Below are 21,512 nucleotides of genomic sequence, written 5' to 3' on the forward strand. Positions count from 1 at the left end.
CCAAGTCGTCATGCCTCAGTCGTCGGTCGACTCCTGACGCTCCGCGCCGCCCGCGTCCGCGCCGCCGTCCACGTCCTTCGAGACGGCGGCTTCGGCGGCCTTCGTCGGCTTCACGGACTTGACCGACTTGGCGGTCTTCGCGGACTTGGCGGCCTTCGCGGGGCCGGCGGTCTTCGCCGTCTTCGCCGTCTTCGCGGTCTTCGCCGTCTTCGCCGTCTTGGCCGTGGCCGTCTTGGCTGCCTTCGCCGTGGCCGTCCTGGCCGGCTGCGCGGGTTCCGCGGCGCCGTCGGCCGGCTCACCGGCCTCCGCCGTGGGCTCGGCGGCGGCTTCGGCGGACTCGGTGGCGCCCTCCGCGGACTCGGTGGAAGCCCCGGGCTCAGGCTCCGCCGTGGTCTCCGCCGACTCCGCGACCTCCGCCGCGACCGCCGCCGAGGTCTCGGCGGACTTGGCCAGGACCTCCTCGGAGACCAGCTCCGCCGCCTCCTTCGCGGCCGACAGCAGCACCGTGTCCTGCGGTGCCTGGTCCGCGAAGTTCTCCGGGTGGTGGCAGGCCACCCGCTGACCGGGCTTCAGCTCCTTCAGCTCCGGCTCCGTCGTGCGGCAGACCTCCGTCGCCTTCCAGCACCGGGTGTGGAAGCGGCAGCCGCTCGGCGGGGAGATCGGCGAGGGCACGTCGCCCTGGAGCAGGATGCGCTCGCTCTTGGCGTTCTTGCGCCGCGGGTCCGGGATCGGCACCGCGGACATCAGCGCCTTGGTGTACGGGTGCATCGGCGCCCTGTAGAGGGCGTCCCGGTCGGCCAGCTCGACGATCTTGCCGAGGTACATGACCGCGATCCGGTCCGAGACGTGCCGGACGACCGACAGGTCGTGCGCGATGATCACGTACGTCAGCCCCAGCTCCTGCTGGAGGTCGTCGAGCAGGTTGACGACCTGCGCCTGGATCGACACGTCGAGCGCGGAGACCGGCTCGTCCGCCACCACCAGCTTCGGCTTGAGCGCGAGCGCGCGGGCGATGCCGATGCGCTGGCGCTGGCCGCCGGAGAACTCGTGCGGATAGCGGTTGTAGTGCTCGGGGTTGAGCCCGACCACCGACAGCAGCCGCTGCACCTCCTTCTTGATCCCGCCCTCGGGCTCGACGCCCTGGAGCCGGAAGGGGGCGCCGACGATGGTGCCGATGGTGTGGCGCGGGTTCAGCGACGAGTACGGGTCCTGGAAGATCATCTGCACGTCGCGGCGCATCGGGCGCATTCCGCCGACCCCGAGGTGCGTGATGTCCTTGCCCTCGAACTCGATCCGGCCCGCGGTGGGTTCGAGCAGCCGCGTGATCAGCCGGCCCATCGTCGACTTGCCGCAGCCGGACTCGCCCACGACACCGAGGGTCTCACCCGAGCGCACCTCGAAGTCGAGCCCGTCCACGGCGCGCACGGCGCCGACCTGGCGCTGCAGCAGCCCCTTCTTGATGGGGAAGTGCTTCTGCAGCCCGCTCACCTTGAGCAGGACCTCGCCGGGCGCGGCCTCCTTGGTGAGGGTGGCCGTGCCGGACGCCTCGGCCTTCGCCGCGGCCTCGTCGCCGTCGCTCTGCGCAGGGATGCCCACTGCCTTGTCCTTGGCGTTCTCGCTCACAGCTTCGGCGCAATCTCTTCGGTCCAGATCCGCTCCCGCTGCTCCTGCGACATGTGGCAGGCGGCCCAGTGCCCGCTGCCCACCTCGGTCAGCTCGGGGCGCACCGTGCGGGTCACGTTGTCCTTGGGTACGTCGGCGTACGGGCAGCGCGGGTTGAAGGCGCAGCCGGAGGGGACGTTGATCAGGGAGGGCGGGGACCCCTTGACGGGGATGAGCCGCTCCTGCTGCTCCCGGTCCAGGCGCGGCATCGAGCCGAGCAGCCCCCAGGTGTAGGGGTGGCGGGGCTCGTAGAACACCTCTTCGGCCGGACCGCGCTCCACGCACCGGCCGCCGTACATCACGAGGATGTCGTCGGCGAGTTCGGCGACGACGCCCAGGTCGTGGGTGATGACGATGACCGCGGAGCCGAACTCCTTCTGCAGGTCCCGGATGAGGTCGAGGATCTGCGCCTGGACGGTGACGTCCAGGGCGGTGGTCGGCTCGTCCGCGATGAGCAGTTCGGGGTTGTTGACCAGCGACATCGCGATCATCGCGCGCTGGCGCATACCGCCGGAGAACTCGTGCGGGTAGTTGTCCACGCGCTTGTCGGGCTGCGGGATGCCCACCCGGTCGAGCATCTCGACCGCACGCTTGCGCGCGGTCTTCTTGTCGACGTCGTGGTGGATGCGGTACGCCTCCACGATCTGCTGGCCGATCGTGTAGTACGGGTGCAGCGCGGAGAGCGGGTCCTGGAAGATCATCGCCATCTGCCGGCCGCGCAGCTTGCGCACGTGGTCGGGGTCGGCGGACAGCAGCTCGGTGCCGTCCAGCCAGATCTCGCCGGAGATCTGCGCCTTGCGCTTGCCGTACTGGCCGGCGGTGTGCAGGCCCATGATGCCCAGCGAGGTCACCGACTTGCCGGAGCCGGACTCGCCCACGATGCCGAGGGTCTTGCCCTTCTCCAGCTTGAAGCTGAGTCCGTCGACGGACTTGACCAGGCCGTCGTCGGTGGGGAAGTGCACCTTCAGGTCGCGCACTTCCAGGAAGGCGCTCGGGGCGGCCGAGGCGGCGGTGGGCTCGCCCACGGCGGCTCCCGTCTTGCTGAGTTCGGTCATGCGAGCCTCACTCGGGGGTCGATCACGGCGTACAGGACGTCCACCACGAGGTTGGCGATGAGCACCGCGAGCGAGGTGATCAGGGTGACGCCCAGGATGATGGGCAGGTCCTGGTTCCTGATGCCGTTGAGCACGGCCTGGCCGAGGCCGGGCAGGCTGAACGTCGTCTCGGTCAGGATCGCGCCGCCGATCAGGGCGCCGAGGTCCATGCCGAGCATGGTCAGGATCGGCGTCATCGTCGAGCGCATGGCGTGCTTGCCGATGACGGTCTGCTCGCGCAGGCCCTTGGCGCGGGCGGTGCGGATGTAGTCCTCACCGAGGACCTCCAGCATGGTGGCCCGGGTGATGCGCGCGTACATCGCGGCGTAGAGGAAGGCGAGGGTGATCCAGGGCAGGATCATGCCGCCGAACCAGCCGGTGAAGCTCTCGCTGATCGGCACGTACTGGCCCTTGAACAGCTTCAGTCCGAAGACGAAGATCGCCATCGAGAGCATGCCGGTGAAGTAGATGGGCAGCGAGACGCCGCTGAGGGCGACGACCATCGCGCTGCGGTCCCAGATGCTGCCCCGCTTGAGGGCGGAGAGCACACCGGCGGCGACACCGAAGACGAGCCACAGCACCGCGGCACCGAGCGCGAGGGCCAGGGTCACCGGGAAGCGGTCGGTCAGCACCGGCCAGATGGCCTGCTCGCTCTTGAAGGAGTAGCCGAAGCACGGCGCGGGGCAGTGGGTGACGCTGCCGCCGCCCGAGTAGGTGCGGCCCGCGAAGATTCCCTGGAAGAAGTGCCAGACCTGGGTGTAGACCGGGGCCCCCAGGTCCAGTTTCTGCCGGACCCCTTCGACGGCGGCCGGGTCGGCCTGTTTGCCCACGAAACTCAGGGCGATGTCGACGCCCGCCCACTTGGGGACGAGGAAGAAGATGCAGAAGACCACCACGATGATGACCACCAGCATCACTGCGGCGGCGAACAGCCGCCTGATGAGGTAAGCGAGCACAGCTTACGGCCCGCCGCGGACCGCGGCCCGCCGGAGATCTTCCGGCGGGACCGCGCTCACGCCGCGCCGGCCTTCACCTGCCTTTCGTGCCGTTCGGCGGGTGTGCCGGGTTTACTTCGTGGAGGTCAGGCCGAGGTTGACGAAGTCGTAGTACCCGCTGTACGCGTTCGTCGTGTACACGTTGCCCAGGCGCGTCGAGCGCCAGTTGAGCAGCTTCTCGAAGGTGAAGGGCAGGTAGTAGCCGCCCTCCATGACCTTGTGGTTGATCTGGGTGGCGAGCTGCGCCTTCTTCGCCTCGTCCAGCGTGGTGTTGTACTGGTCGAACAGGCCGTCGACCGACTTGTCCTTGATCAGGGCGTAGTTGTTGTTGCCGCTCTGCAGGATGTAGCGGCTGTCCCACAGCGGCACGCCGTAGCCCTGGACGGTCGGGAAGTCCGGGCCCCAGCCCATGATGATGATGCCGAACTTCTTGCTCTGCACGTTCGAGGGGCTGCCGATGATGCCGGCGGTCTGCGAGCCGTCGTACTGGTAGATGTCGGCGGTGATGCCGACCTTCTTCAGCGACGCCTGCAGGGACTGGGCGGTGGCCACCTCGACCGGCTTGTTGTTCCGGACCGCGATGGTGGTCTTGAAGCCGCTCGGCTGACCGCAGGCCTTCAGCTCTTCCTTGGCCTTGGCGGCGTCGCCGTTCTTGCCCGCGCCGGCGAGCTGGTACGGGTCGTACTTCTGGCCCTCGCCACCGGCGACGGACGGCGGGAGCATGTTCGTGCCGATGTCACCACCGGCGATCGGGCCGCCGCGCGCGGTCTGCAGCGACACGTGGTCGGCGCCGTAGATCACGGCCTTGCGGCAGTGCTCGTTGTTGAACGGCTTGACGCTCTGCGGGAAGACCGCGTAGCGGATGAAGCCGGAGACCGGGTTGTCCAGGTTGCCCTTGTGCTGCTTCAGGGCGATCTGGCGGCCCTGCGGCGACAGACCGGTCTGGCTGAGGTCCAGGTCGTAGTCGCCGTTGATCAGGCGCTGGTCCAGGTCGTTGGCGTTGGTGAAGAGCTTGAGCGACACCTTGTCCGGGTACGCCTTGCGGACGGGGTCCGAGGACGCCTTCCAGTTGGTGTTGCGGACCAGCACGAGGCTCTTGCCCGGGGAGTACGACTCGAACTTGTACGGGCCGGAGGAGAACGGGTGCAGGCCGTACTGCGACTTGGTGTCCTTGTCCTGGCGGACCGGCGACGCCGAGGTCAGCGCCAGCATCTGGATGAAGTCGGAGTTCGCCGTGGGCAGGTGGAAGACGATCGTCTTGTCGTCCGGCGTGTCGATCGCCTTCAGACCCAGGTGGTCGGCGGCCTTGTCCTTGTACGGGCCCTGGTAGGTCTTCTTGGGGTCGAGCGCCTGCTGGAGGTAGATCGGGCCGCCGGACAGGACGTCCTGCGCCCAGACCCGCTCGATGCCGTACTTGATGTCCTTGGAGGTGATCGGCTTGCCGTCCTCCCAGGTGCTCCCCTCGCGCAGCGTGAAGGTGTACGTCTTGCCGCCGTCGGTGACCTTGCCCATGTCCGCCGCCAGGTCCGGCGTGAGCTTGGCGCCCCCGGCTCCCGGCGCGGTCGAGTAGGTGAGCAGCTGACGGCTGTAGTAGCGCGAGAAGTCCCACATGAAGCCGTAGTAACCGCGTGTGGTGTCCCACGAGTCGGCGTCCTGGGTGCCGGCGAACTTCAGCTCGCCGCCCTTCTTGACCTTCGCGGCGTTGACGACCTTGTTGTTCGCCGCGTCGAAGCCGGCGGCGCCGCTCTTCGAGTCGCTGCCGCCTCCGCCGCCGCACGCCGCCGTGGTCAGCAGCCCTGCGACCACGGCCGCAGCGGCCAGTGCCTGCTTGCGCCGCCCTGAGGTGCGTTGGGTAGTCACGATCTCGGTTCCTCCGGAATAGATGAGAGACCCCGTGCATGCGCCACGGGTCGCTTGGATACGGCGGTTCAGCGGGAGCCCTTGGGGTCCAGCGCGTCGCGCACGCCGTCGCCGAAGAGGTTGAAGGCAAGGACGGTGATGAAGATCGCCACGCCGGGGATCACCATGTACATGGGGTCCGAGTCGTAGTAGTCGATCGCGCTCGACAGCATCTGTCCCCAGGACGCCGTCGGAGGCTTCACGCCCACGCCCAGGAAGCTGAGTGCCGCCTCGGTGAGGATGTTCGTCGGGATCATCATCGTCGTGTACACGATGATGGGAGCGACCAGGTTGGGCAGCAGTTCCTTGAACAGGATGTAGAACCGCCCGGCGCCCAGCGACCGCGCCGCCTCGACGTATTCGCGTTCCCTCAGCGAGAGCGTCTGGCCGCGCACCACACGGCCGATGTAGGGCCAGCCGAAGAAACCGATGACCAGGATCATCACGAACACGCGCACGCTGGAGCCGGTCAGACCCAGCATGTCACTGGGCATGACCGAGACGAGCGCGATGATGAAGAGCAGCTGCGGGAAGGCGAGCAGCCCGTCCATGACACGGCTGATGGTCGCGTCCACCCAGCCGCCGAAGAAGCCCGCGAGGATACCGAGGACCGTGCCGAGCACGACGGCGACCAGGGCGGACAGGAAGCCCACCAGGAGCGAGATCTGCGCGCCGTAGAGGATGCGGGCGAAGATGTCGCGGCCGTTGACCGGCTCGACGCCCAGGAGGTGGTCGCCGCCGATGCCGCCCAGGGATCCGGTGGGCGTACCGAAGAGCGGGTCGATCAGGTTCTCGTGGTAGGCGTTCGGGTCCTGCCCGATCAGCTTCGCGAGCACGGGCGCGAGCAGCGCGACGACGATGAGGAGGAGCACGACCACACCGCCCGTCAGGGCGAGCTTGTCCCGCTTCAGCCGCTCCCAGGCGATCCGGCCCAGGGAGCGGCCCTGGACGGCCTTGGCGCCCGTGGTGGCCACCGCCGCCTCATCGGCCGCGCTGGGGGCCGCTTCGGCGGTCGGCTCGTGCAATGGTGCCGTCATTAGGCAGGGACCCCTCTCAACCGGCGGTAGCCGGCCCGCACTTGCCGCTGTGGCGGCATCGTCAGTCCGTCGTACACAGGGGCGAACGCCCCTTGTTGCGGGAGTCTTCAACGCGCGGGCGATCTGTTGCCAGACTTGACGGTGAAAGGATGCGCAAACGTGATGCGGGTAGAGGGGTTCCGTTATCCGGACGTTGGGTAACGGGGGTCGGACGCGGGCCAGTTGGGTCTTTCTCCCGCAGAATCGGACCTTCCGCCCTCATCTACGCGCGCAGACAGGCTCGGGGTCCCTTGCTCGCCGCCGGACGGAACGTGCGGTTCCGGATCAGTGTCCGGTGGCGGCCGGCGGGTAGCCGTACCCGCCCACCGCGGGGGGGCCGGCCACCGCGTGCGACTCGCGGTCGTAGAACGGGCGGGAGTTGGCACGCAGCCACATCGCCACGGGGTCGAACTCGTCCGACATCACCACGGTCGAGACCGGCAGCCCGTCCGGGACGGCCGTCATGGACTGCTGCATCATCGCCCGCACCGAGTCGACGGCCGGCGGCGAGGTGTCGTACACGTCCAGGCCGATGGCCAGGTACGGCGCTCCGACGGCGGGCTGCACCCAGGCGCGGCGCAGCGAGCGCAGCGCGGGGGTGCGGTGGGCGGCCTGGGTGAGCAGCGCGTAGAACTGCGGGATCTCGACGGCCGGTTCGGAGAGCCGCAGCGGCCCGGCGGGCTGGCGGTCCAGGCCGGCGGCCATGCGGCGCAGGTCCAGCCAGGGGATGCCGACGCCACCGCCCGGGGCGTGCGGATTGAGCCAGAGGCCGTAGTGGTCGGGGTAGAGCGTGCGGGCGACGTCGAGCCCGTCGACCACCTCGTAGGAGCGCATCCAGCCGCTCGCCGACAGCTCCTGGGCGGAGGTGACACAGGGCGCGTAGCCGTGGCCGTCGACCTCCATGTGGCCGTACTGGGCGTCGGGGGAACCGGCCTGGCCGTGCCACAGCAGCATCCAGACCTGGCCGGAGGAGGGGGTCGCGAGGGTGCGCAGCAGCGCCTCGTAGGCGTCGTACCGCCCGGGTGTCACCTGGCGGAGCATCTGCTCCACGTGCCCGGCCGTGGTGCCGCTGGCGCTCACCTTCTACCGCCCCTTCGTCGTGCTCCGACCGAGCTGTGGACCTGGGTCCTGTCGTCGCCTTCCCGTCGTCCGCCCGGAGCGCGGGTCGGACGGGAACACGACGGCAGGGCCTAGCTTAAGGCCGCCCGTGCGGCGCGGTGCGTGCCGTGGTCGCGGGACGGCGGGCACGCTAGGCCGGGCTCGGCCCCGCGGTGCGGCGGCGCGGGTCGGGCGGCGCCGCCCGCACGGGGTGCCTCAGTGACCCGACTCGTAGAACGGCCGGACCCTTTCGCGCATCCATTCGGCCACCGGGTCGTCCGTGATGTCCAGGAGGACGAGGTTGACCGGCCAGGGGGTGGGTGCCTTGGCCAGGGCGCGGCCCAGCGCGTCCAGCGGGCGGCTGCGCAGGTCGTCGTCCCACTGGGACAGCTCGACCCCGACGAACATGACCGGGTCGGCCGTCTCGACGGCGGCCAGGCAGCGGCGGGCGGTGCGGACCACGCCGGTGGCGGCGAACTCGGTACCGGCGGCGGACAGGAAGTCCACCGGGTCGTCCTGCCAGTCGGGTTCGTAGAGGCGCACCCGGCCGCCGCCGGCGGGGCCGTCCAGTTCGGTGCGCCCGGCCCGGCACAGTTCGGCCACGGCCTGCGGGGGCAGCGGGAGACCGGCCACGCCGTCCGGGTTCAGCGCGATGCCGACCTGGGCGGGCAGTCCCCGCGCGAACTCGACGGCGGGCGCGACGGTGAACGCCATGTGGTGGCCGGCGACCTGGCGCAGCTGCTCCTCGGAGCTGAAGACCGGTACGTAGGCCTGGCCCTCGATCTCCAGGGTGGGCAGGTCGAGCGGGCCGCTGTGCGGGCCGCCGCCGCTCGGGAGCGGGACCCACAGGAAGCTGCGGCCCAGGACCTCGATGATCCGGCCGCCGGCCGTCGGGATGCCGAGGGCGGCGGAGAGCACTTCCTCCAGTTCGTTGCCGGGCCACCCGCCGTGCGGGTGGGGGTGCGCCTGTGCCGGGAAGTCCCCCGGAAAGTCCGCGGAGAAGTCCGCCGGGAAGTCCATCTGCCTACCGCCTGCTGGGAACCACTGCTGTGACGGAAAGGCTAACGGGTGCCGCCGCCGGGCGGGCCGGTGAACCCGATCCGCCGCAGACCGGCCGCCGCCTCCCGGTCCAGCAGGACCGCCGCGTCGCACCCCCGGGGCAGCTCACCGCGCTCCACGGCGGCGACCAGGCGGGCTGCGGCCCTGCGGTGGCGCCAGAAGGCGTAGCGGGAGACGCCCCGGCCGCGCTCGCGCTGGCCGCAGCGGGCGGCGGCGGGCGCCACGTCCAGCAGGAGCAGGTGGAGGGCGCCGCCGCGCCGGTGGGCGGTGCGGGCGAGCCAGGCGCGGACCCAGGCCTGGGTACCGCAGTCGTGGACCACGACGCCCTCGCCGGTGCGCAGGGCGCGGCGCAGCGCGGCGTAGTGGGCGAGGCGGACCAGGGGGCGGTACAGGGCGTACGGGAGAGGGCCGGCCAGGCGGGCGTCCCAGCGGTCGCGGGTGTCCTCGGAGTCGATCCGTGCGCCACGGGCCGCGCGGCGCATCAGCGTGGTCTTGCCGCTGCCGGGCAGGCCGGTGACCACGACCAGGTCGCGGGGGCCGAAGAGCAGGGCGTGCGGGGTGCGGCCGGCCCGCTGCCGCAGGTCGCGGACGACGGGCGCGGTGCGCTCGCCGCGGTGGGCGCGGCCGGCGGCCGGCGGCCGTGCGGGCAGGGCGGGGGTCCGGGTCGTCGCGTACGCCGGCGCTGTCCTGTTCACCGTCATCGTCCTCCCCGGGGGTGGTGACGGTTCACCTCCCCCTTGAGTGTAAAGAGAAGGTAATACGCGGGTCTGCCGTTTGCGTGCGCGTTCTGCCACAGGCCGGTTACAGATCCGGCCTGCCGCGAAGAGTCCGGGCGTGCGATGATGTCCGCGCCAACTGCATACCGGCCGCTTGAATCCGCGCGGGAGAGTCCCCGGCAGTACGTCTGCCCGGGGCGCCGAAGGAGCAAGTCCCTCCCTTGAATCTCTCAGGCCCCGTACCGCGCGGGCGAGGCACATCTGAAAAGCGGGCCGCTGCCGCAGTGGCTCCACCCAAGGTGCAAGCCGTGCCCGTCCGTCCGACGGCGGTCATGGCGAACCTCTCAGGTTCCGATGACAGATGGGGAGGACACCCGACCTGTCCTCGCCCGTTCCTTCCTGGGAGACCGACCGATGAGCAGTTCCGCGTCCCGTCCGCTCCGCCGTACCGCACTCGACGCGGTGCACCGTTCGCTCGGCGCGACGATGACCGACTTCGCCGGCTGGGACATGCCGCTGCGCTACGGCTCCGAGCGCGACGAGCACGTCGCCGTGCGCACGAAGGCCGGTCTCTTCGACCTGTCCCACATGGGTGAGATCACGGTGACCGGCCCGCAGGCAGCCGCCCTGCTGAACCACGCCCTGGTCGGCAACATCGCCTCCGTCGGCGTCGGCCGGGCCCGCTACACCATGATCTGCCGCGAGGACGGCGGCATCCTGGACGACCTGATCGTCTACCGGCTGGCCGAGACCGAGTACATGGTCGTCGCGAACGCCTCCAACGCGCAGGTGGTGCTGGACGCGCTCACCGGGCGGGCGGCCGGCTTCGACGCCGAGGTCCGCGACGACCGCGACGCCTACGCCCTGATCGCCGTGCAGGGCCCGGAGTCCCCCGGCATCCTCAAGTCGTTGACCGACTCCGACCTGGACGGCCTGAAGTACTACGCCGGCCTGCCGGGCACCGTCGCGGGCGTGCCCGCGCTGATCGCGCGCACCGGCTACACCGGCGAGGACGGCTTCGAGCTGTTCGTGAAGCCCGAGCACGCCGTGGAGCTGTGGCAGGCGCTGACGAAGGCCGGGGAGAGCGCCGGCCTGGTCCCCTGCGGCCTGTCCTGCCGCGACACGCTGCGCCTGGAGGCGGGCATGCCGCTGTACGGGCACGAGCTGACCGAGGAACTGACCCCGTTCGACGCGGGGCTGGGCCGGGTGGTCAAGTTCGAGAAGGAGGGCGACTTCGTCGGGCGTGAGGCGCTGCTCGCCGCCGCCGAGCGCGCCGAGCAGGCACCCCCGCGCGTCCTGGTCGGCCTCGTCTGCGAGGGCCGCCGCATCCCGCGCGCGGGCTACTCCGTCGTCGCCGGCGGCGAGGTCGTCGGCGAGGTCACCTCCGGCGCCCCCTCCCCGACCCTGGGCAGGCCGATCGCCATGGCGTACGTCGACGCCGCGCACGCCGCGCCGGGCACGGCCGGTGTCGGCGTGGACATCCGGGGCAACCACGAGCCCCTCGAAGTCGTGGCGCTGCCCTTCTACAAGCGGCGGAAGTGACGCCGTCGTCACCGGTCAGGGGTGACGTGGGGCACATCGCCCCGGTCACGCACGCCCTGCGCAGTCCCTCATTCACCAGCACTCCCCCGCGTACAGGAGAATTCAGGCCATGAACAACCCCCAGCAGCTGCGCTACAGCAAGGAGCACGAGTGGCTGTCGCCCGCCGAGGACGGCGTGGCGACGGTCGGCATCACCGAGTTCGCGGCCAACGCGCTCGGCGATGTCGTCTACGCCGACCTCCCGGCGGTGGGCTCCACGGTGACCGCGGGCGAGACCTGCGGCGAGCTGGAGTCGACCAAGTCGGTCTCCGACCTGTACTCCCCGGTCAGCGGTGAGATCACCGAGATCAACCAGGACGTGGTGGACGACCCGTCCCTGGTGAACTCCGCGCCCTTCGAGGGCGGCTGGCTGTTCAAGGTGCGCCTGTCGGAGGAGCCGGCCGACCTGCTCTCCGCCGACGAGTACAGCGCCCAGAACGCCGGCTGAGGAGCAAAGGGACCCAGATGACTGTTCTCAACACGCCCCTGCACGAACTCGACCCGGACGTGGCCGCCGCGGTCGACGCCGAGCTGCACCGCCAGCAGTCCACGCTGGAGATGATCGCCTCGGAGAACTTCGCCCCGGTCGCGGTCATGGAGGCGCAGGGCTCGGTCCTCACCAACAAGTACGCCGAGGGCTACCCGGGCCGCCGCTACTACGGCGGCTGCGAGCACGTCGACGTGGTCGAGCAGATCGCGATCGACCGGGTCAAGGCGCTGTTCGGCGCCGAGCACGCCAACGTGCAGCCGCACTCCGGCGCCCAGGCCAACGCGGCGGCGATGTTCGCCCTGCTCAAGCCGGGCGACACGATCATGGGCCTGAACCTCGCGCACGGCGGGCACCTGACCCACGGCATGAAGATCAACTTCTCCGGCAAGCTCTACGACGTCGTCGCCTACCACGTGGGCGAGGACGGTCAGGTCGACATGGCCGAGGTGGAGCGGCTGGCCAAGGAGAAGAAGCCGAAGCTGATCGTGGCCGGCTGGTCGGCGTACCCGCGGCAGCTCGACTTCGCCGCGTTCCGCCGGATCGCGGACGAGGTCGGCGCGTACCTGATGGTCGACATGGCGCACTTCGCCGGTCTGGTCGCGGCGGGCCTGCACCCCAACCCGGTGCCGCACGCCCACGTGGTCACCACCACGACCCACAAGACGCTGGGCGGCCCGCGCGGCGGTGTGATCCTGTCCACGGCCGAACTCGCCAAGAAGATCAACTCCGCGGTCTTCCCCGGTCAGCAGGGTGGCCCGCTGGAGCACGTGATCGCCGCCAAGGCGGTCGCGTTCAAGGTCGCCGCGAGCGACGACTTCAAGGAGCGCCAGCGGCGTACCCTGGAGGGCGCCCGCATCCTGGCCGAGCGCCTGGTCCAGGAGGACGCCAAGGCGGTCGGCGTGGACGTGCTGTCCGGGGGCACGGACGTGCACCTGGTTTTGGTGGACCTGCGCGACTCGGAGCTGGACGGCCAACAGGCCGAGGACCGCCTCCACGAGGTCGGGATCACGGTCAACCGCAACGCCGTCCCGAACGACCCGCGGCCGCCGATGGTCACCTCAGGACTGCGCATCGGCACCCCGGCCCTGGCCACCCGCGGCTTCACGGCCGAGGACTTCGCCGAGGTCGCGGACGTGATCGCCCTGGCGCTGAAGCCGTCCTACGACGCCGAGGTCCTCAAGGCCCGGGTGAAGGCCCTGGCCGACAAGCACCCGCTGTACGCGGGACTGAACAAGTAAGTCACCGGCAGCAGGGCGCGGGCGCCGGTGACCCCGGCGCCCGCACGCCGCCCGCCCTCTTCCCGTCCCCTCGCACCACCCCCGCATTGAGGAGTCCCCGTGGCCATCTCGGTCTTCGACCTGTTCTCGATCGGCATCGGCCCGTCCAGCTCCCACACGGTCGGCCCGATGCGCGCGGCACGCATGTTCGCCCGCCGGCTGCGCAGCGAGGGTGTGCTGGAGCGGACCGCGTCGCTGCGCGCGGAGCTGTACGGCTCCCTCGGCGCGACCGGCCACGGCCACGGCACACCGAAGGCGGTGCTGCTGGGCCTGGAGGGCGACTCGCCGCGCACGGTGGACGTGGAGACGGCGGACGAGCGGGTGGAGCGGATCAAGGCCGCCGGCCGCCTGAACCTGCTCGGCGAGCACGGGATCGCGTTCTCCTTCGACGACGACATGGTCCTGCACCGCAGGAAGGCCCTCCCCTACCACGCCAACGGCATGGCCCTGTGGGCGTACGACGCCTCGGGCGCCGAGCTGCTCACCAAGACGTACTACTCGGTGGGCGGCGGCTTCGTCGTCGACGAGGACGCGGTGGGCGCGGACCGCATCAAGCTGGACGACACGGTGCTGAAGTACCCCTTCCGCACGGGCGACGAGCTGCTGCGCCTGACCCGGGAGACCGGCCTGTCGATCTCCGCGCTGATGCTGGAGAACGAGCGGGCCTGGCGCTCCGAGGAGGAGATCCGCGAGGGCCTGCTGGAGATCTGGCGGGTGATGCAGGCGTGCGTGACGCGCGGCATGAGCCGTGAGGGCATACTGCCCGGCGGCCTCAAGGTGCGCCGCCGCGCGGCGGTCACCGCGCGCCAGCTGCGCGCCGAGGGCGACGCCGCCGCCCGCGCCATGGAGTGGATCACGCTGTACGCGATGGCCGTGAACGAGGAGAACGCGGCAGGCGGCCGGGTGGTCACCGCTCCGACGAACGGCGCGGCCGGCATCATCCCCGCCGTCCTGCACTACTACCTCAACTTCGTGCCCGGCGCCGACGAGGAGGGCGTGGTCCGCTTCCTGCTGGCGGCCGGCGCCATCGGCATGCTGTTCAAGGAGAACGCCTCCATCTCCGGTGCCGAGGTCGGCTGCCAGGGCGAGGTCGGCTCGGCCTGCTCGATGGCGGCCGGGGCGCTCGCCGAGGTGATGGGCGGCACGCCCGAACAGGTCGAGAACGCCGCAGAGATCGGCATGGAGCACAACCTCGGCCTGACCTGCGACCCCGTCGGCGGTCTCGTCCAGATCCCGTGCATCGAACGCAACGGCATGGCCGCCGTCAAGGCCGTCACCGCCGCCCGCATGGCCCTGCGCGGCGACGGCTCCCACAAGGTGTCCCTGGACAAGGTCATCAAGACCATGAAGGACACCGGCGCGGACATGTCGGTGAAGTACAAGGAGACGGCGCGCGGCGGGCTCGCGGTGAACATCATCGAGTGCTAGGAAACAGGCCCTGAACAGCGCGTTCGTGTCTTTCAGCGCTGTCAGGGCCTTCCCTGCTCACGTGACGGAAAGTCCCTGGGTGAGACCCTCGCCATCCCGCGCTCGGCCCCTGCCTGCGTCGGAGCGGACGCGGCGACGTCGGCGACTCCAGCCCATCGCGGGCGAGTTGGACGCTCTCTCCATCGTCCGCACCGCCGTAGATGCGGCGCTCGCCTGATGGTCAACCCCACCCGCGGCGCCACCGCCGGCCACGTAAACAACCTGCGCAACCTGGCCCGCCGCAACAGCCGGTCCACGGCGAGGTCATGGTCGAGTACATCCTCGAACGGTTTCTCTACCGCCTGGCCTCATCACCCCTGGGCCGGGGGCGCTTCGTCCTCATGGGCGGCCTGCTGCTCGCCCAGTTCGAATGAGAGCCGCACCCGCCTACTGGAGGTAGCTCACCGCTGCAGGCGCAGACAGTCCCCGCAGACCGCAGTTCACCCGAACGAGCGGCCCACCGTCGGACCACACTCCAGCAGACCTGCGGATCTTCGACACCAAGACAAAAGCTCAGGCCGTACGCCTCGCCATGGAGGACGCCGTCAAACGGCACCTGCGACAGGAAGGCTTCGACGCCATGGACGCCGGCGACTTCGACTTCAGCGAGATCATCGAGAGCACCGGCCCTCGGAACGCCGACGGAACCCTCAAGCGCGAGGGTGGCCGAGCCGCCTGATGCAGGACCGCTACCTGATCGACGAGTCCGCTCTGGCGCGCTGGACGAAACCCGGCGTCAGGGAGGTACTCGAGCCCCTCCACGAACGCTGCCTGCTCGCAGTCTGCGAGCCCACCGAGTACGAGATGATCCACTCGGCCCGGGACGCCGCCGAGGCAACGCGCATCAGCACCTGGCTCCACGCCTTCGACTACCTGCGCAGTGACGGCCGCACTTTCGCTCGCGCCCTGGAGGTCCAGCGCCACGCGCTCAACGCAGGCTTCCACCGGGCACTGTCACTCCCCGGCCTCCTCATCGCCGCCACAGCGGAGCTGAACCGGCTGACCGTACTCCACTACGACGGCGACTTCGACATGATCGCTTCCCTCACCGGCCAGCCCACCGAGTGGGTCGTGCCACCAGGCATCGCCGACCGCTGAACGCTACTGAGACCGCAGTGGAGACCACTGACTCCTGCGGGGAGCGTGCCGGCCTCGACATCGGCGATCGTGTGCGTGCCGAAGGCCCGGACTCCAGGCCACCGCCCGGCGCCGCACCGCCGTGCGGCCCGGCGCGCGCGCCGCGCGCTCCGGCCTGGGCTGATGTTCGAACACCCTGGAGGGATCGAACGTACCGAAGTGGGGCAGAACTCAAGCGACGACTCCTCCCCCCACGGTTCCCTCAGGGAGTTTGCATGCTGCACGGCATCGACGTGAGCGCGTACCAGTCCTCCACCTACGGCACGGACGGCCTCTCCTTCGTCTTCATCAAGGCGACGGAGGGCCGTTCGTACGTCAACTCCAGGCTCGCCGCCCAGGCCAAGCACGGCCGCGACGCCCATCTGGTCGTCGGCTTCTACCACTTCCTGTGGCCCGGCAACATCACGGCCCAGGCCGAGTACTTCCTCTCCCACGCCCCCGAGAAGCGGGGCGACGTCCTCGCCGTCGACTGGGAGACCACCGGCGAGGGAACCCACGCCTCCAACGCGGAGAAGGACTCCTTCATCCGCAAGGTGAAGCAACTGCGGCCGCACAACCGGGTGTTGCTCTACACCAACCGGCACTTCTGGCTGAGCGTCGACACCACCTCCTACGCCGGGGACGGCCTGTGGATCGCCGACTACGTCTCCGCCGGCCACCCCCGCATCAAGGCCAAATGGCGTTTCCACCAGTACACCGACAGCCCCCACGACACGAACGTGGCGAACTTCTCCAGTGCGGCGGCGCTGCGGGAGTGGGCGGGCGCGTAGGCCCCCGGGGCGGGCGCGGGCCGGTTCCGGCCGGTCAGGCCCGGAAGTCCGCCGGGCGCTCGGGGGAGGCCTCCGCCAGGGCCTTGGTGACGGCTTCGACGCCCTCCTGCAGCCCGTAGACCGGGGTGCCGGGCTGCTGGCGCCAGGACTCGTCGATGGTGCCGGAGTCCACCGTGTCGAAACCCAGTTCCTCGATCAGCGCCCGTACCTTCGCCTTGGCCGCCGCGTCGTCACCGGCGACCGGCAGCGCGAGGCGGCCGGGGTCGCCGGCCGGGCGGGGGCGGTCCAGGAGATCCTGGGCGTAGGTGCCGTTGAACGCCTTGACCACGGGGTGGCCCAGGTGCCGCGAGGTCCAGCGGCTCTCGGTGAGGCCCTCGTCCTCGATCGCCGCGATCCGGCCGTCCCGCTGGGGGTAGTAGTTGCCGGTGTCGATCACGACCGCGCCGTCCGCCGCCCCCGCCAGCAGGCCGGACGGCAGGTCCGGGACCGCCTTGAGCGGGACGGTGACCACGACGACCTCGGCGCCGTGCGCCGCCTCCTCCACCCGCACGGCGGTCGCCCCGGTCTCCTCGGCCAGCGCGGTCAGGGTCTGCGGGCCGCGCGAGTTCGCGACGGAGACGTCGTGCCCGAGGGCGGTGAGCCGCCGCGTCAGGTTGCCGCCGATGTTGCCCGCCCCGATGATGCCGATCTTCATCTCAGTTCGCCTCGCTCTTCCGGAGGTCCGGAGGTCGGTACCGGTGTCGTGTCCTTGCCGTACAGCATGTGCAAGGCACCACCAACCCCGGCCGGGAGCGGGCTATTCCGGGCGTGGGCCGGACAGGTCACCGGGGCAGTGGGGCGGGGCGGTCTCCGAGGGTCCGTCGGGGCCGCACGGGCCCGGCGCCGGGTGCACCGCGGGCCGTGTGACAGATGCGGAGAAGGGGCGCACGACAGCCGTCGTGCGCCCCCCCGGTGCGGGTCACTTGTTCAGGTAGGCCCAGAACTCGTCGAAGGACAGGACCTTGTCCCCGTCGAGGTCCCGCTGCTTGATGATCGCCTCCGCCACCGTGTCGGTGACGTTCCAGTCGCCTCCCTGGGCGAGGGCGGACCTGAACTCGGCAGCGGTGATGTACCCGTCACCGTCCGCATCGATCCGCTTGAACTGCTCGCGTGCCTCGTCGATGTCCGCCACCGATCCGCCCCTTTGTGTCGCTTCCGGTCTGTCTTGCTGTCGTACTGACGCAGGTCAGATTAACGGCCCGGCCAGGCCTTCAGTGCCGCGACCACCCAGGCGAACTCCTCCTGGTACCTCGGGGGCGCCTCCTCGCCCTTGATCTCGGACACCAACTCCCGGTAACGGGCGACCTCGTTGCCCATATCGATGCGGCGCAGGACGGCCGCGCGGTCGGTCCCCGCCCCCAGCAGTTCGACGAGCACGGTGTCCGCCCCGGGGTCGCCGGGCGCCACGCCCCGGGCCCGTGCGTCGCCGACCAGCCCGACCAGCCGCTGGAAGAACCGCATCGACGAGCCCGCCGGGGAGTCGGGGCCCCGGTCGGCGGCGTTGTACTCGATCATCTGGCGCATCGCGGCCCGGAAGCCCGGCTTCTGCAGCAGCTCCGCCAGTTCCACCCACGCGTCGACCTGGGCCGCACTGGGCTCGTCGGGCAGGCTGACGCCGAGGCTGCGGGTCCGCTCGCGGATCCACGGGTCGGCCGTGTCGAGCCCGTGGAAGACCTCGTCCACGAACTCGTCCACGATCCGCTGCCGCTCTGCCGCCGAGAGCCGTGCCAGTCTGTTCATGAGGGTCGTCTCCTCCGCACTCGAACCGCGGCGTGCCACGGTCGACAGCACCGCACGGGTCACCTTGAGCGACCGGATCCGCGCGTCCAGCGCCGCCACGTGCGCGGCGGCGACCTCCGCGACCGTCCGCTCCCCCGCCAGGACCCGGCGCACGTCCTCCAGACCGAGGCCCAGTTCGCGCAGGGTGCGGATCAGCTCCAGCCGGGCGACAGACGCGGCGTCGTACAGGCGGTAGCCGCCGGCGGAGCGCGCCACCGGGGGCAGGGCCCCCTCGTCCGACCAGAAGCGGATGGTCCGCACGGTCAGCCCGGTGGCCCGCGCCAGTTCGCCGATGGTGAAGAGTCCGGTGCTGTCATCGGTCATGTCCGCGATTCTTGGCCTTCCAGCGGGTGGAGACTCAAGGCACGGAGGCCCGCTGGATGCACGTGACGGTGTCGGCGGTGGAGGAGCAGGACGTACGGCACGGGGGCGAACGCCCGCCGTGCGCGGGCGTTCCAGGTGTCCCGGGTGTTCCAGGCGGCCGGCTGCCGGCCTGTGGGGGCGGAGGCGCTGTTGCCGGGTGCGGCCCGGGTCAGCGGAAGACGCCGGTGTGGCCGAGCGAGTAGCGGCCCGGCTGCGGGTAGACCGCGAGGCCGTGCGGGCCGCTGCCGACCTTGATGCGGGCGAGCTGCTTGCCGGTGCGGGTGTCGATGGCGTACACCTCGGAGTTGTAGCGGCCCGACAGCCAGAGCACCGTGCCGTCGGCGGAGACACCGCCCATGTCGGGGCTGCCGCCGTGCGGCAGGCGCCACTTCTTGGTCAGCTTGTGCTGGGCGAAGTCGAAGACCGAGATGGTCCCCTCGCCCCGGTTGGAGACGTACATCTCGCGCGAGTCGCGGCTGACGTAGAGGCCGTGGGCGCCCTTGCCGGTGTACAGGAACTGCGGCTTGCCGAACCTGTCGCCGTCCAGGATCCACAGCCCGTCGGCCACCATGTCGGCGACGTAGAACCTCTTGCCGTCGGGTGACATCTTCACGTCCTGCGGCATGGCGCCGTGGAAGGCCAGCTTCTGCTGCCCGACGACCTTCATGGCCGCCGTGTCGACCTTGAGGAGTTCGCCGCTGAACTCGCAGGAGACGATGAAGTAGCGGCCGTTGACGGAGAAGTCGGCGTGGTTGACCCCGGCGCAGGTGACCGGGAGCGTCTTCACCCGCTCCATGCTGTGCGCGTCGCGGAAGACGAGCTGGCGGTCCTTGGAGGCCATCACGACGGCGTACTTGCCGTCCGGCGTGAAGTACAGGTTGTACGGGTCGTGCACGTCGACCGGCTTGCCCGCCTTGCCGGTCTTCGGGTCGATGGGGGTCAGCGAGTTGCCGAGGTCGTTGTTGACCCACAGCGTCTTCAGGTCCCAGGACGGCACGACGTGCTGGGGCTGGCGGCCCACCGGGATGGTCTCCATGACCTTGTACGTCCGGGGGTCGACGACCGTGACCGTGTTGGAGTTGGTGTTGGGGACGTAGACCCGGGAGGGGAAGTCCTTGACGACGTCGGAGAGCCGGTTGGGGCGGTCGGCGGCGTAGACGTCCTTGGCGTCCAGGACGGGCGGCATGCCGGGCAGGGCGTCGGCGGCCTGCTGCCGGGGCTGCTGCGGGCGCGCGGGCGCCTTGCTGCCGAGGGCTTCGTCGGTGTGGTGCTGCGCGGAACCCCCGCTGCTGCACGCGGAGAGCGCGGCCAGTGCGGCGCAGGCGGCGCCGGCGGCGACGATCCGGGTGAGGCGGGAGACGGACGTGGGACTGGGACGCATCAGCTCAGCAGCTCCGTGGTGGTGACCGCGCGCAGACCGCGGCGGTCGAGTTCGGTGAGGAGGTCGGGAAGGGCGGTGGCCGTGCCGGGGTAGCCGAAGTGCAGGCTCACCACGGACCCGTCGCGGATCGCGGACAGCACGTTGCGGGTGACGGCGGCGGCGCCGGGCGAGGTGTAGTCGAGCGAGTCGACGTCGTAGGAGAGGACGTGCGGGTAGCCCGCGACGCGCGCGAGCCGTTCGACCAGCGGGGAGGCGGTGACGGCGCGCGAGGGCCGGAACCAGGTGCCGATCGAGCCGGTGAGCCGTTGGAGGCGGTCCGCGCAACCGGTGATCTCCGCCCGGGCGTCGGCCTCGGACATGTCGTTGACGGACAGGTGGCGCTGGGTGTGGTTGCCGAGGTCGTGGCCGCCGTCGAGGATCCGGCGGGCCATCTCCGGGTGTGCGTCGAGCCAGGTGCCGACGGCGAGCACGGTGACCCGGGCGCCGTGTTTCTCGGCCGTGGTGAGCAGGGTGCGGGCGAGCGCCGGGTCGCCCTGGCCGTGGAAGGTGAGGGCGACGTGCGGCTTGTCGCGGGGGCCGTGGCTGATCTGGGCGGGCTGCCCGGGGAAGGCGCGGGGGGCGGGGGCGGCGGAGGCGTGCGCGGCGGACCGCGGGGAGCCTGACGCGCCGTCGGTAGAGGGGCCGGACGGGCTGCCCGGCGAGGTGTCGGACGCGGCGGGGTGCGGGGCGGTACCGGCGGAGGAACACCCGGCGGCGAGCGCGCCCCCGGCAACGAGTCCGGCACCGGCCCGCAGCACACCGCGTCGGTCGGTGGTGGTCACCTGCACCATTTAAGGGGCGCAGAGTAAGAAAACGGGCGATTCACCCGGATGTCCACCGGGTGAACGTCGGGCAGGTGGTGCGGGGGCGCCCGCCCAGCGGTTGCTGAGTCCCGGTCAGGGGGCCGCCCTGGCCGGGCGGCGGGTCAGCGGTCCGCCACTCTCATCTCGAACCACGTCGTCTTGCCGCGCGGCAGCAGGTCGACGCCCCAGCGGTCGGAGAGCCTGTCCACCAGGAACAGGCCCCGGCCGCTGATGTCCAGTTCCTGGACGGGCATCAGGCAGGGCAGCCCGCGGGAGGGGTCGCGTACCTCGATGCGGATCCGGCCGGTGCGGCGGCGCATGCGGAGGCCGAACACCCGGGCACCGGTGTGGCGTACGGCGTTGCCCACCAGTTCGGAGACGAGGAGGACCGCGTCCTCCGTCAGTTTGGGGGACAGTCCCCAGTGGCGCAGGGCGACGACCTGGACCAGGCGGCGGGCGGTGGCCGCGGACTCGGGGCGGGACGGCAGCCGGACCTCGGACTCGGTGGGATTGCCGTACAGCTCCACCGCCGCCGAGGCCCGTTCGTCCTCGACCGCGGGCGACCAGCGCGGTACGGCCGCATGTCCCTGTCCCCGCGGCTGCTCGATGCCCTCCAGCCCCGCCATGCCCCCATCATGGCCGCCTGCGGTGCCCTCCGTGGCCGTTCCGGGGGAATACGCCCCCTGAGCGCCCCCGTCCCACCCCCTCGCCCGGCATATGCCAGGGGCACTTCAGAGGCCGGTGCGGACGGGCCGACCTGCGCGGACGGCCCGGCCGGCGACGGACG

The 21,512-nt window shown here is 70.9% G+C and carries 20 protein-coding genes, 1 pseudogene and 1 riboswitch; of the genes and pseudogenes, 7 read left to right on the top strand and 14 right to left on the bottom strand.

Annotation, left to right across the window (positions count from 1 at the left end):
• Positions 1 to 15 precede the first annotated feature (15 nt).
• The 8 genes from AB0G56_RS29120 to AB0G56_RS29155 all read right to left on the bottom strand — a co-directional run bounded on the left by AB0G56_RS29120 (position 16) and on the right by AB0G56_RS29155 (position 9,584).
• Entirely contained in the window at positions 16 to 1,596 is a 1,581-nt protein-coding gene (locus tag AB0G56_RS29120) for a dipeptide ABC transporter ATP-binding protein (protein WP_360974859.1), read from the bottom strand.
• Positions 1,597 to 1,619: 23 nt separating this feature from the next.
• A complete protein-coding gene (locus tag AB0G56_RS29125; RefSeq protein WP_360974725.1) occupies positions 1,620 to 2,717 on the bottom strand; it encodes an ABC transporter ATP-binding protein in 1,098 nt (365 codons plus the stop codon).
• On the bottom strand, positions 2,714 to 3,712 hold the full coding sequence (locus AB0G56_RS29130; protein ID WP_360974728.1) for an ABC transporter permease: 999 nt from the start codon (positions 3,710 to 3,712) through the stop codon (positions 2,714 to 2,716). Before AB0G56_RS29130 ends, AB0G56_RS29125 begins: the two co-directional genes overlap by 4 nt.
• A gap of 111 nt (positions 3,713 to 3,823) precedes the next feature.
• Positions 3,824 to 5,611, bottom strand: a complete 1,788-nt coding sequence (locus AB0G56_RS29135) for an ABC transporter substrate-binding protein (protein WP_360974731.1) — start codon at positions 5,609 to 5,611, stop codon at positions 3,824 to 3,826.
• Positions 5,612 to 5,679: 68 nt separating this feature from the next.
• The gene (locus AB0G56_RS29140) at positions 5,680 to 6,687 is read right to left on the bottom strand and encodes an ABC transporter permease (RefSeq protein ID WP_360974734.1); all 1,008 of its coding nucleotides are present in this window, start codon (positions 6,685 to 6,687) and stop codon (positions 5,680 to 5,682) included.
• Positions 6,688 to 7,011: 324 nt separating this feature from the next.
• The gene (locus AB0G56_RS29145; protein WP_360974737.1) at positions 7,012 to 7,806 is read right to left on the bottom strand and encodes an enhanced serine sensitivity protein SseB C-terminal domain-containing protein; all 795 of its coding nucleotides are present in this window, start codon (positions 7,804 to 7,806) and stop codon (positions 7,012 to 7,014) included.
• A 234-nt stretch (positions 7,807 to 8,040) separates the two neighbouring features.
• Positions 8,041 to 8,844, bottom strand: coding sequence for an enhanced serine sensitivity protein SseB (locus AB0G56_RS29150; RefSeq protein ID WP_360974740.1), 804 nt, complete (start codon positions 8,842 to 8,844; stop codon positions 8,041 to 8,043).
• Positions 8,845 to 8,885: 41 nt separating this feature from the next.
• Positions 8,886 to 9,584, bottom strand: a complete 699-nt coding sequence (locus AB0G56_RS29155; RefSeq protein WP_360974743.1) for an AAA family ATPase — start codon at positions 9,582 to 9,584, stop codon at positions 8,886 to 8,888.
• Between the two features lie 170 nt (positions 9,585 to 9,754).
• A riboswitch (glycine riboswitch) is annotated at positions 9,755 to 9,854 on the top strand.
• A gap of 159 nt (positions 9,855 to 10,013) precedes the next feature.
• Between AB0G56_RS29155 and gcvT the strand changes: the two genes are divergently transcribed.
• From gcvT to AB0G56_RS29190, 7 genes are all read left to right on the top strand, one after another.
• A complete protein-coding gene (gene gcvT, locus AB0G56_RS29160; RefSeq protein WP_360974746.1) occupies positions 10,014 to 11,141 on the top strand; it encodes a glycine cleavage system aminomethyltransferase GcvT in 1,128 nt (375 codons plus the stop codon).
• 109 nt (positions 11,142 to 11,250) lie between these two features.
• The gene (gcvH, locus tag AB0G56_RS29165) at positions 11,251 to 11,628 is read left to right on the top strand and encodes a glycine cleavage system protein GcvH (protein ID WP_360974749.1); all 378 of its coding nucleotides are present in this window, start codon (positions 11,251 to 11,253) and stop codon (positions 11,626 to 11,628) included.
• Positions 11,629 to 11,645: 17 nt separating this feature from the next.
• Positions 11,646 to 12,908 (top strand): serine hydroxymethyltransferase, encoded by a 1,263-nt coding sequence (gene glyA, locus AB0G56_RS29170; protein ID WP_360974752.1) that lies wholly within the window; start codon positions 11,646 to 11,648, stop codon positions 12,906 to 12,908.
• A 99-nt stretch (positions 12,909 to 13,007) separates the two neighbouring features.
• The gene (locus tag AB0G56_RS29175) at positions 13,008 to 14,375 is read left to right on the top strand and encodes an L-serine ammonia-lyase (RefSeq protein ID WP_360974755.1); all 1,368 of its coding nucleotides are present in this window, start codon (positions 13,008 to 13,010) and stop codon (positions 14,373 to 14,375) included.
• A 523-nt stretch (positions 14,376 to 14,898) separates the two neighbouring features.
• Positions 14,899 to 15,093: a type II toxin-antitoxin system VapB family antitoxin gene (locus AB0G56_RS29180; RefSeq protein ID WP_360974862.1), complete on the top strand. Its 195-nt coding sequence runs from the start codon at positions 14,899 to 14,901 to the stop codon at positions 15,091 to 15,093.
• Positions 15,093 to 15,512: a PIN domain nuclease gene (locus AB0G56_RS29185; protein WP_360974758.1), complete on the top strand. Its 420-nt coding sequence runs from the start codon at positions 15,093 to 15,095 to the stop codon at positions 15,510 to 15,512. Before AB0G56_RS29180 ends, AB0G56_RS29185 begins: the two co-directional genes overlap by 1 nt.
• A gap of 254 nt (positions 15,513 to 15,766) precedes the next feature.
• Entirely contained in the window at positions 15,767 to 16,321 is a 555-nt protein-coding gene (locus AB0G56_RS29190) for a GH25 family lysozyme (protein WP_360974761.1), read from the top strand.
• A gap of 34 nt (positions 16,322 to 16,355) precedes the next feature.
• Here AB0G56_RS29190 and AB0G56_RS29195 read toward each other — a convergent pair.
• From AB0G56_RS29195 to AB0G56_RS29220, 6 genes and pseudogenes are all read right to left on the bottom strand, one after another.
• A pseudogene (locus tag AB0G56_RS29195) lies at positions 16,356 to 17,018 on the bottom strand (NAD(P)-binding domain-containing protein); the annotation flags it as partial.
• A gap of 261 nt (positions 17,019 to 17,279) precedes the next feature.
• Positions 17,280 to 17,492 carry an EF-hand domain-containing protein gene (locus AB0G56_RS29200; protein ID WP_360974764.1) on the bottom strand — a complete coding sequence of 71 codons (213 nt, stop codon included), beginning with the start codon at positions 17,490 to 17,492 and terminating at the stop codon, positions 17,280 to 17,282.
• A 59-nt stretch (positions 17,493 to 17,551) separates the two neighbouring features.
• On the bottom strand, positions 17,552 to 18,463 hold the full coding sequence (locus tag AB0G56_RS29205; RefSeq protein WP_360974767.1) for a MerR family transcriptional regulator: 912 nt from the start codon (positions 18,461 to 18,463) through the stop codon (positions 17,552 to 17,554).
• A 208-nt stretch (positions 18,464 to 18,671) separates the two neighbouring features.
• Complete coding sequence (locus tag AB0G56_RS29210) at positions 18,672 to 19,883, bottom strand: hypothetical protein (RefSeq protein WP_360974770.1); 1,212 nt, start codon at positions 19,881 to 19,883, stop codon at positions 18,672 to 18,674.
• The gene (locus tag AB0G56_RS29215; protein WP_360974772.1) at positions 19,883 to 20,713 is read right to left on the bottom strand and encodes a polysaccharide deacetylase family protein; all 831 of its coding nucleotides are present in this window, start codon (positions 20,711 to 20,713) and stop codon (positions 19,883 to 19,885) included. The genes AB0G56_RS29210 and AB0G56_RS29215 overlap by 1 nt, the downstream gene beginning before the upstream one ends.
• A 134-nt stretch (positions 20,714 to 20,847) precedes the next feature.
• Positions 20,848 to 21,351: an ATP-binding protein gene (locus AB0G56_RS29220; protein ID WP_360974775.1), complete on the bottom strand. Its 504-nt coding sequence runs from the start codon at positions 21,349 to 21,351 to the stop codon at positions 20,848 to 20,850.
• Positions 21,352 to 21,512 lie beyond the last annotated feature (161 nt).

The sequence above is a fragment of the Streptomyces sp. NPDC021356 genome, from assembly GCF_040641015.1.
In the GTDB taxonomy this organism is placed as follows: domain Bacteria; phylum Actinomycetota; class Actinomycetes; order Streptomycetales; family Streptomycetaceae; genus Streptomyces.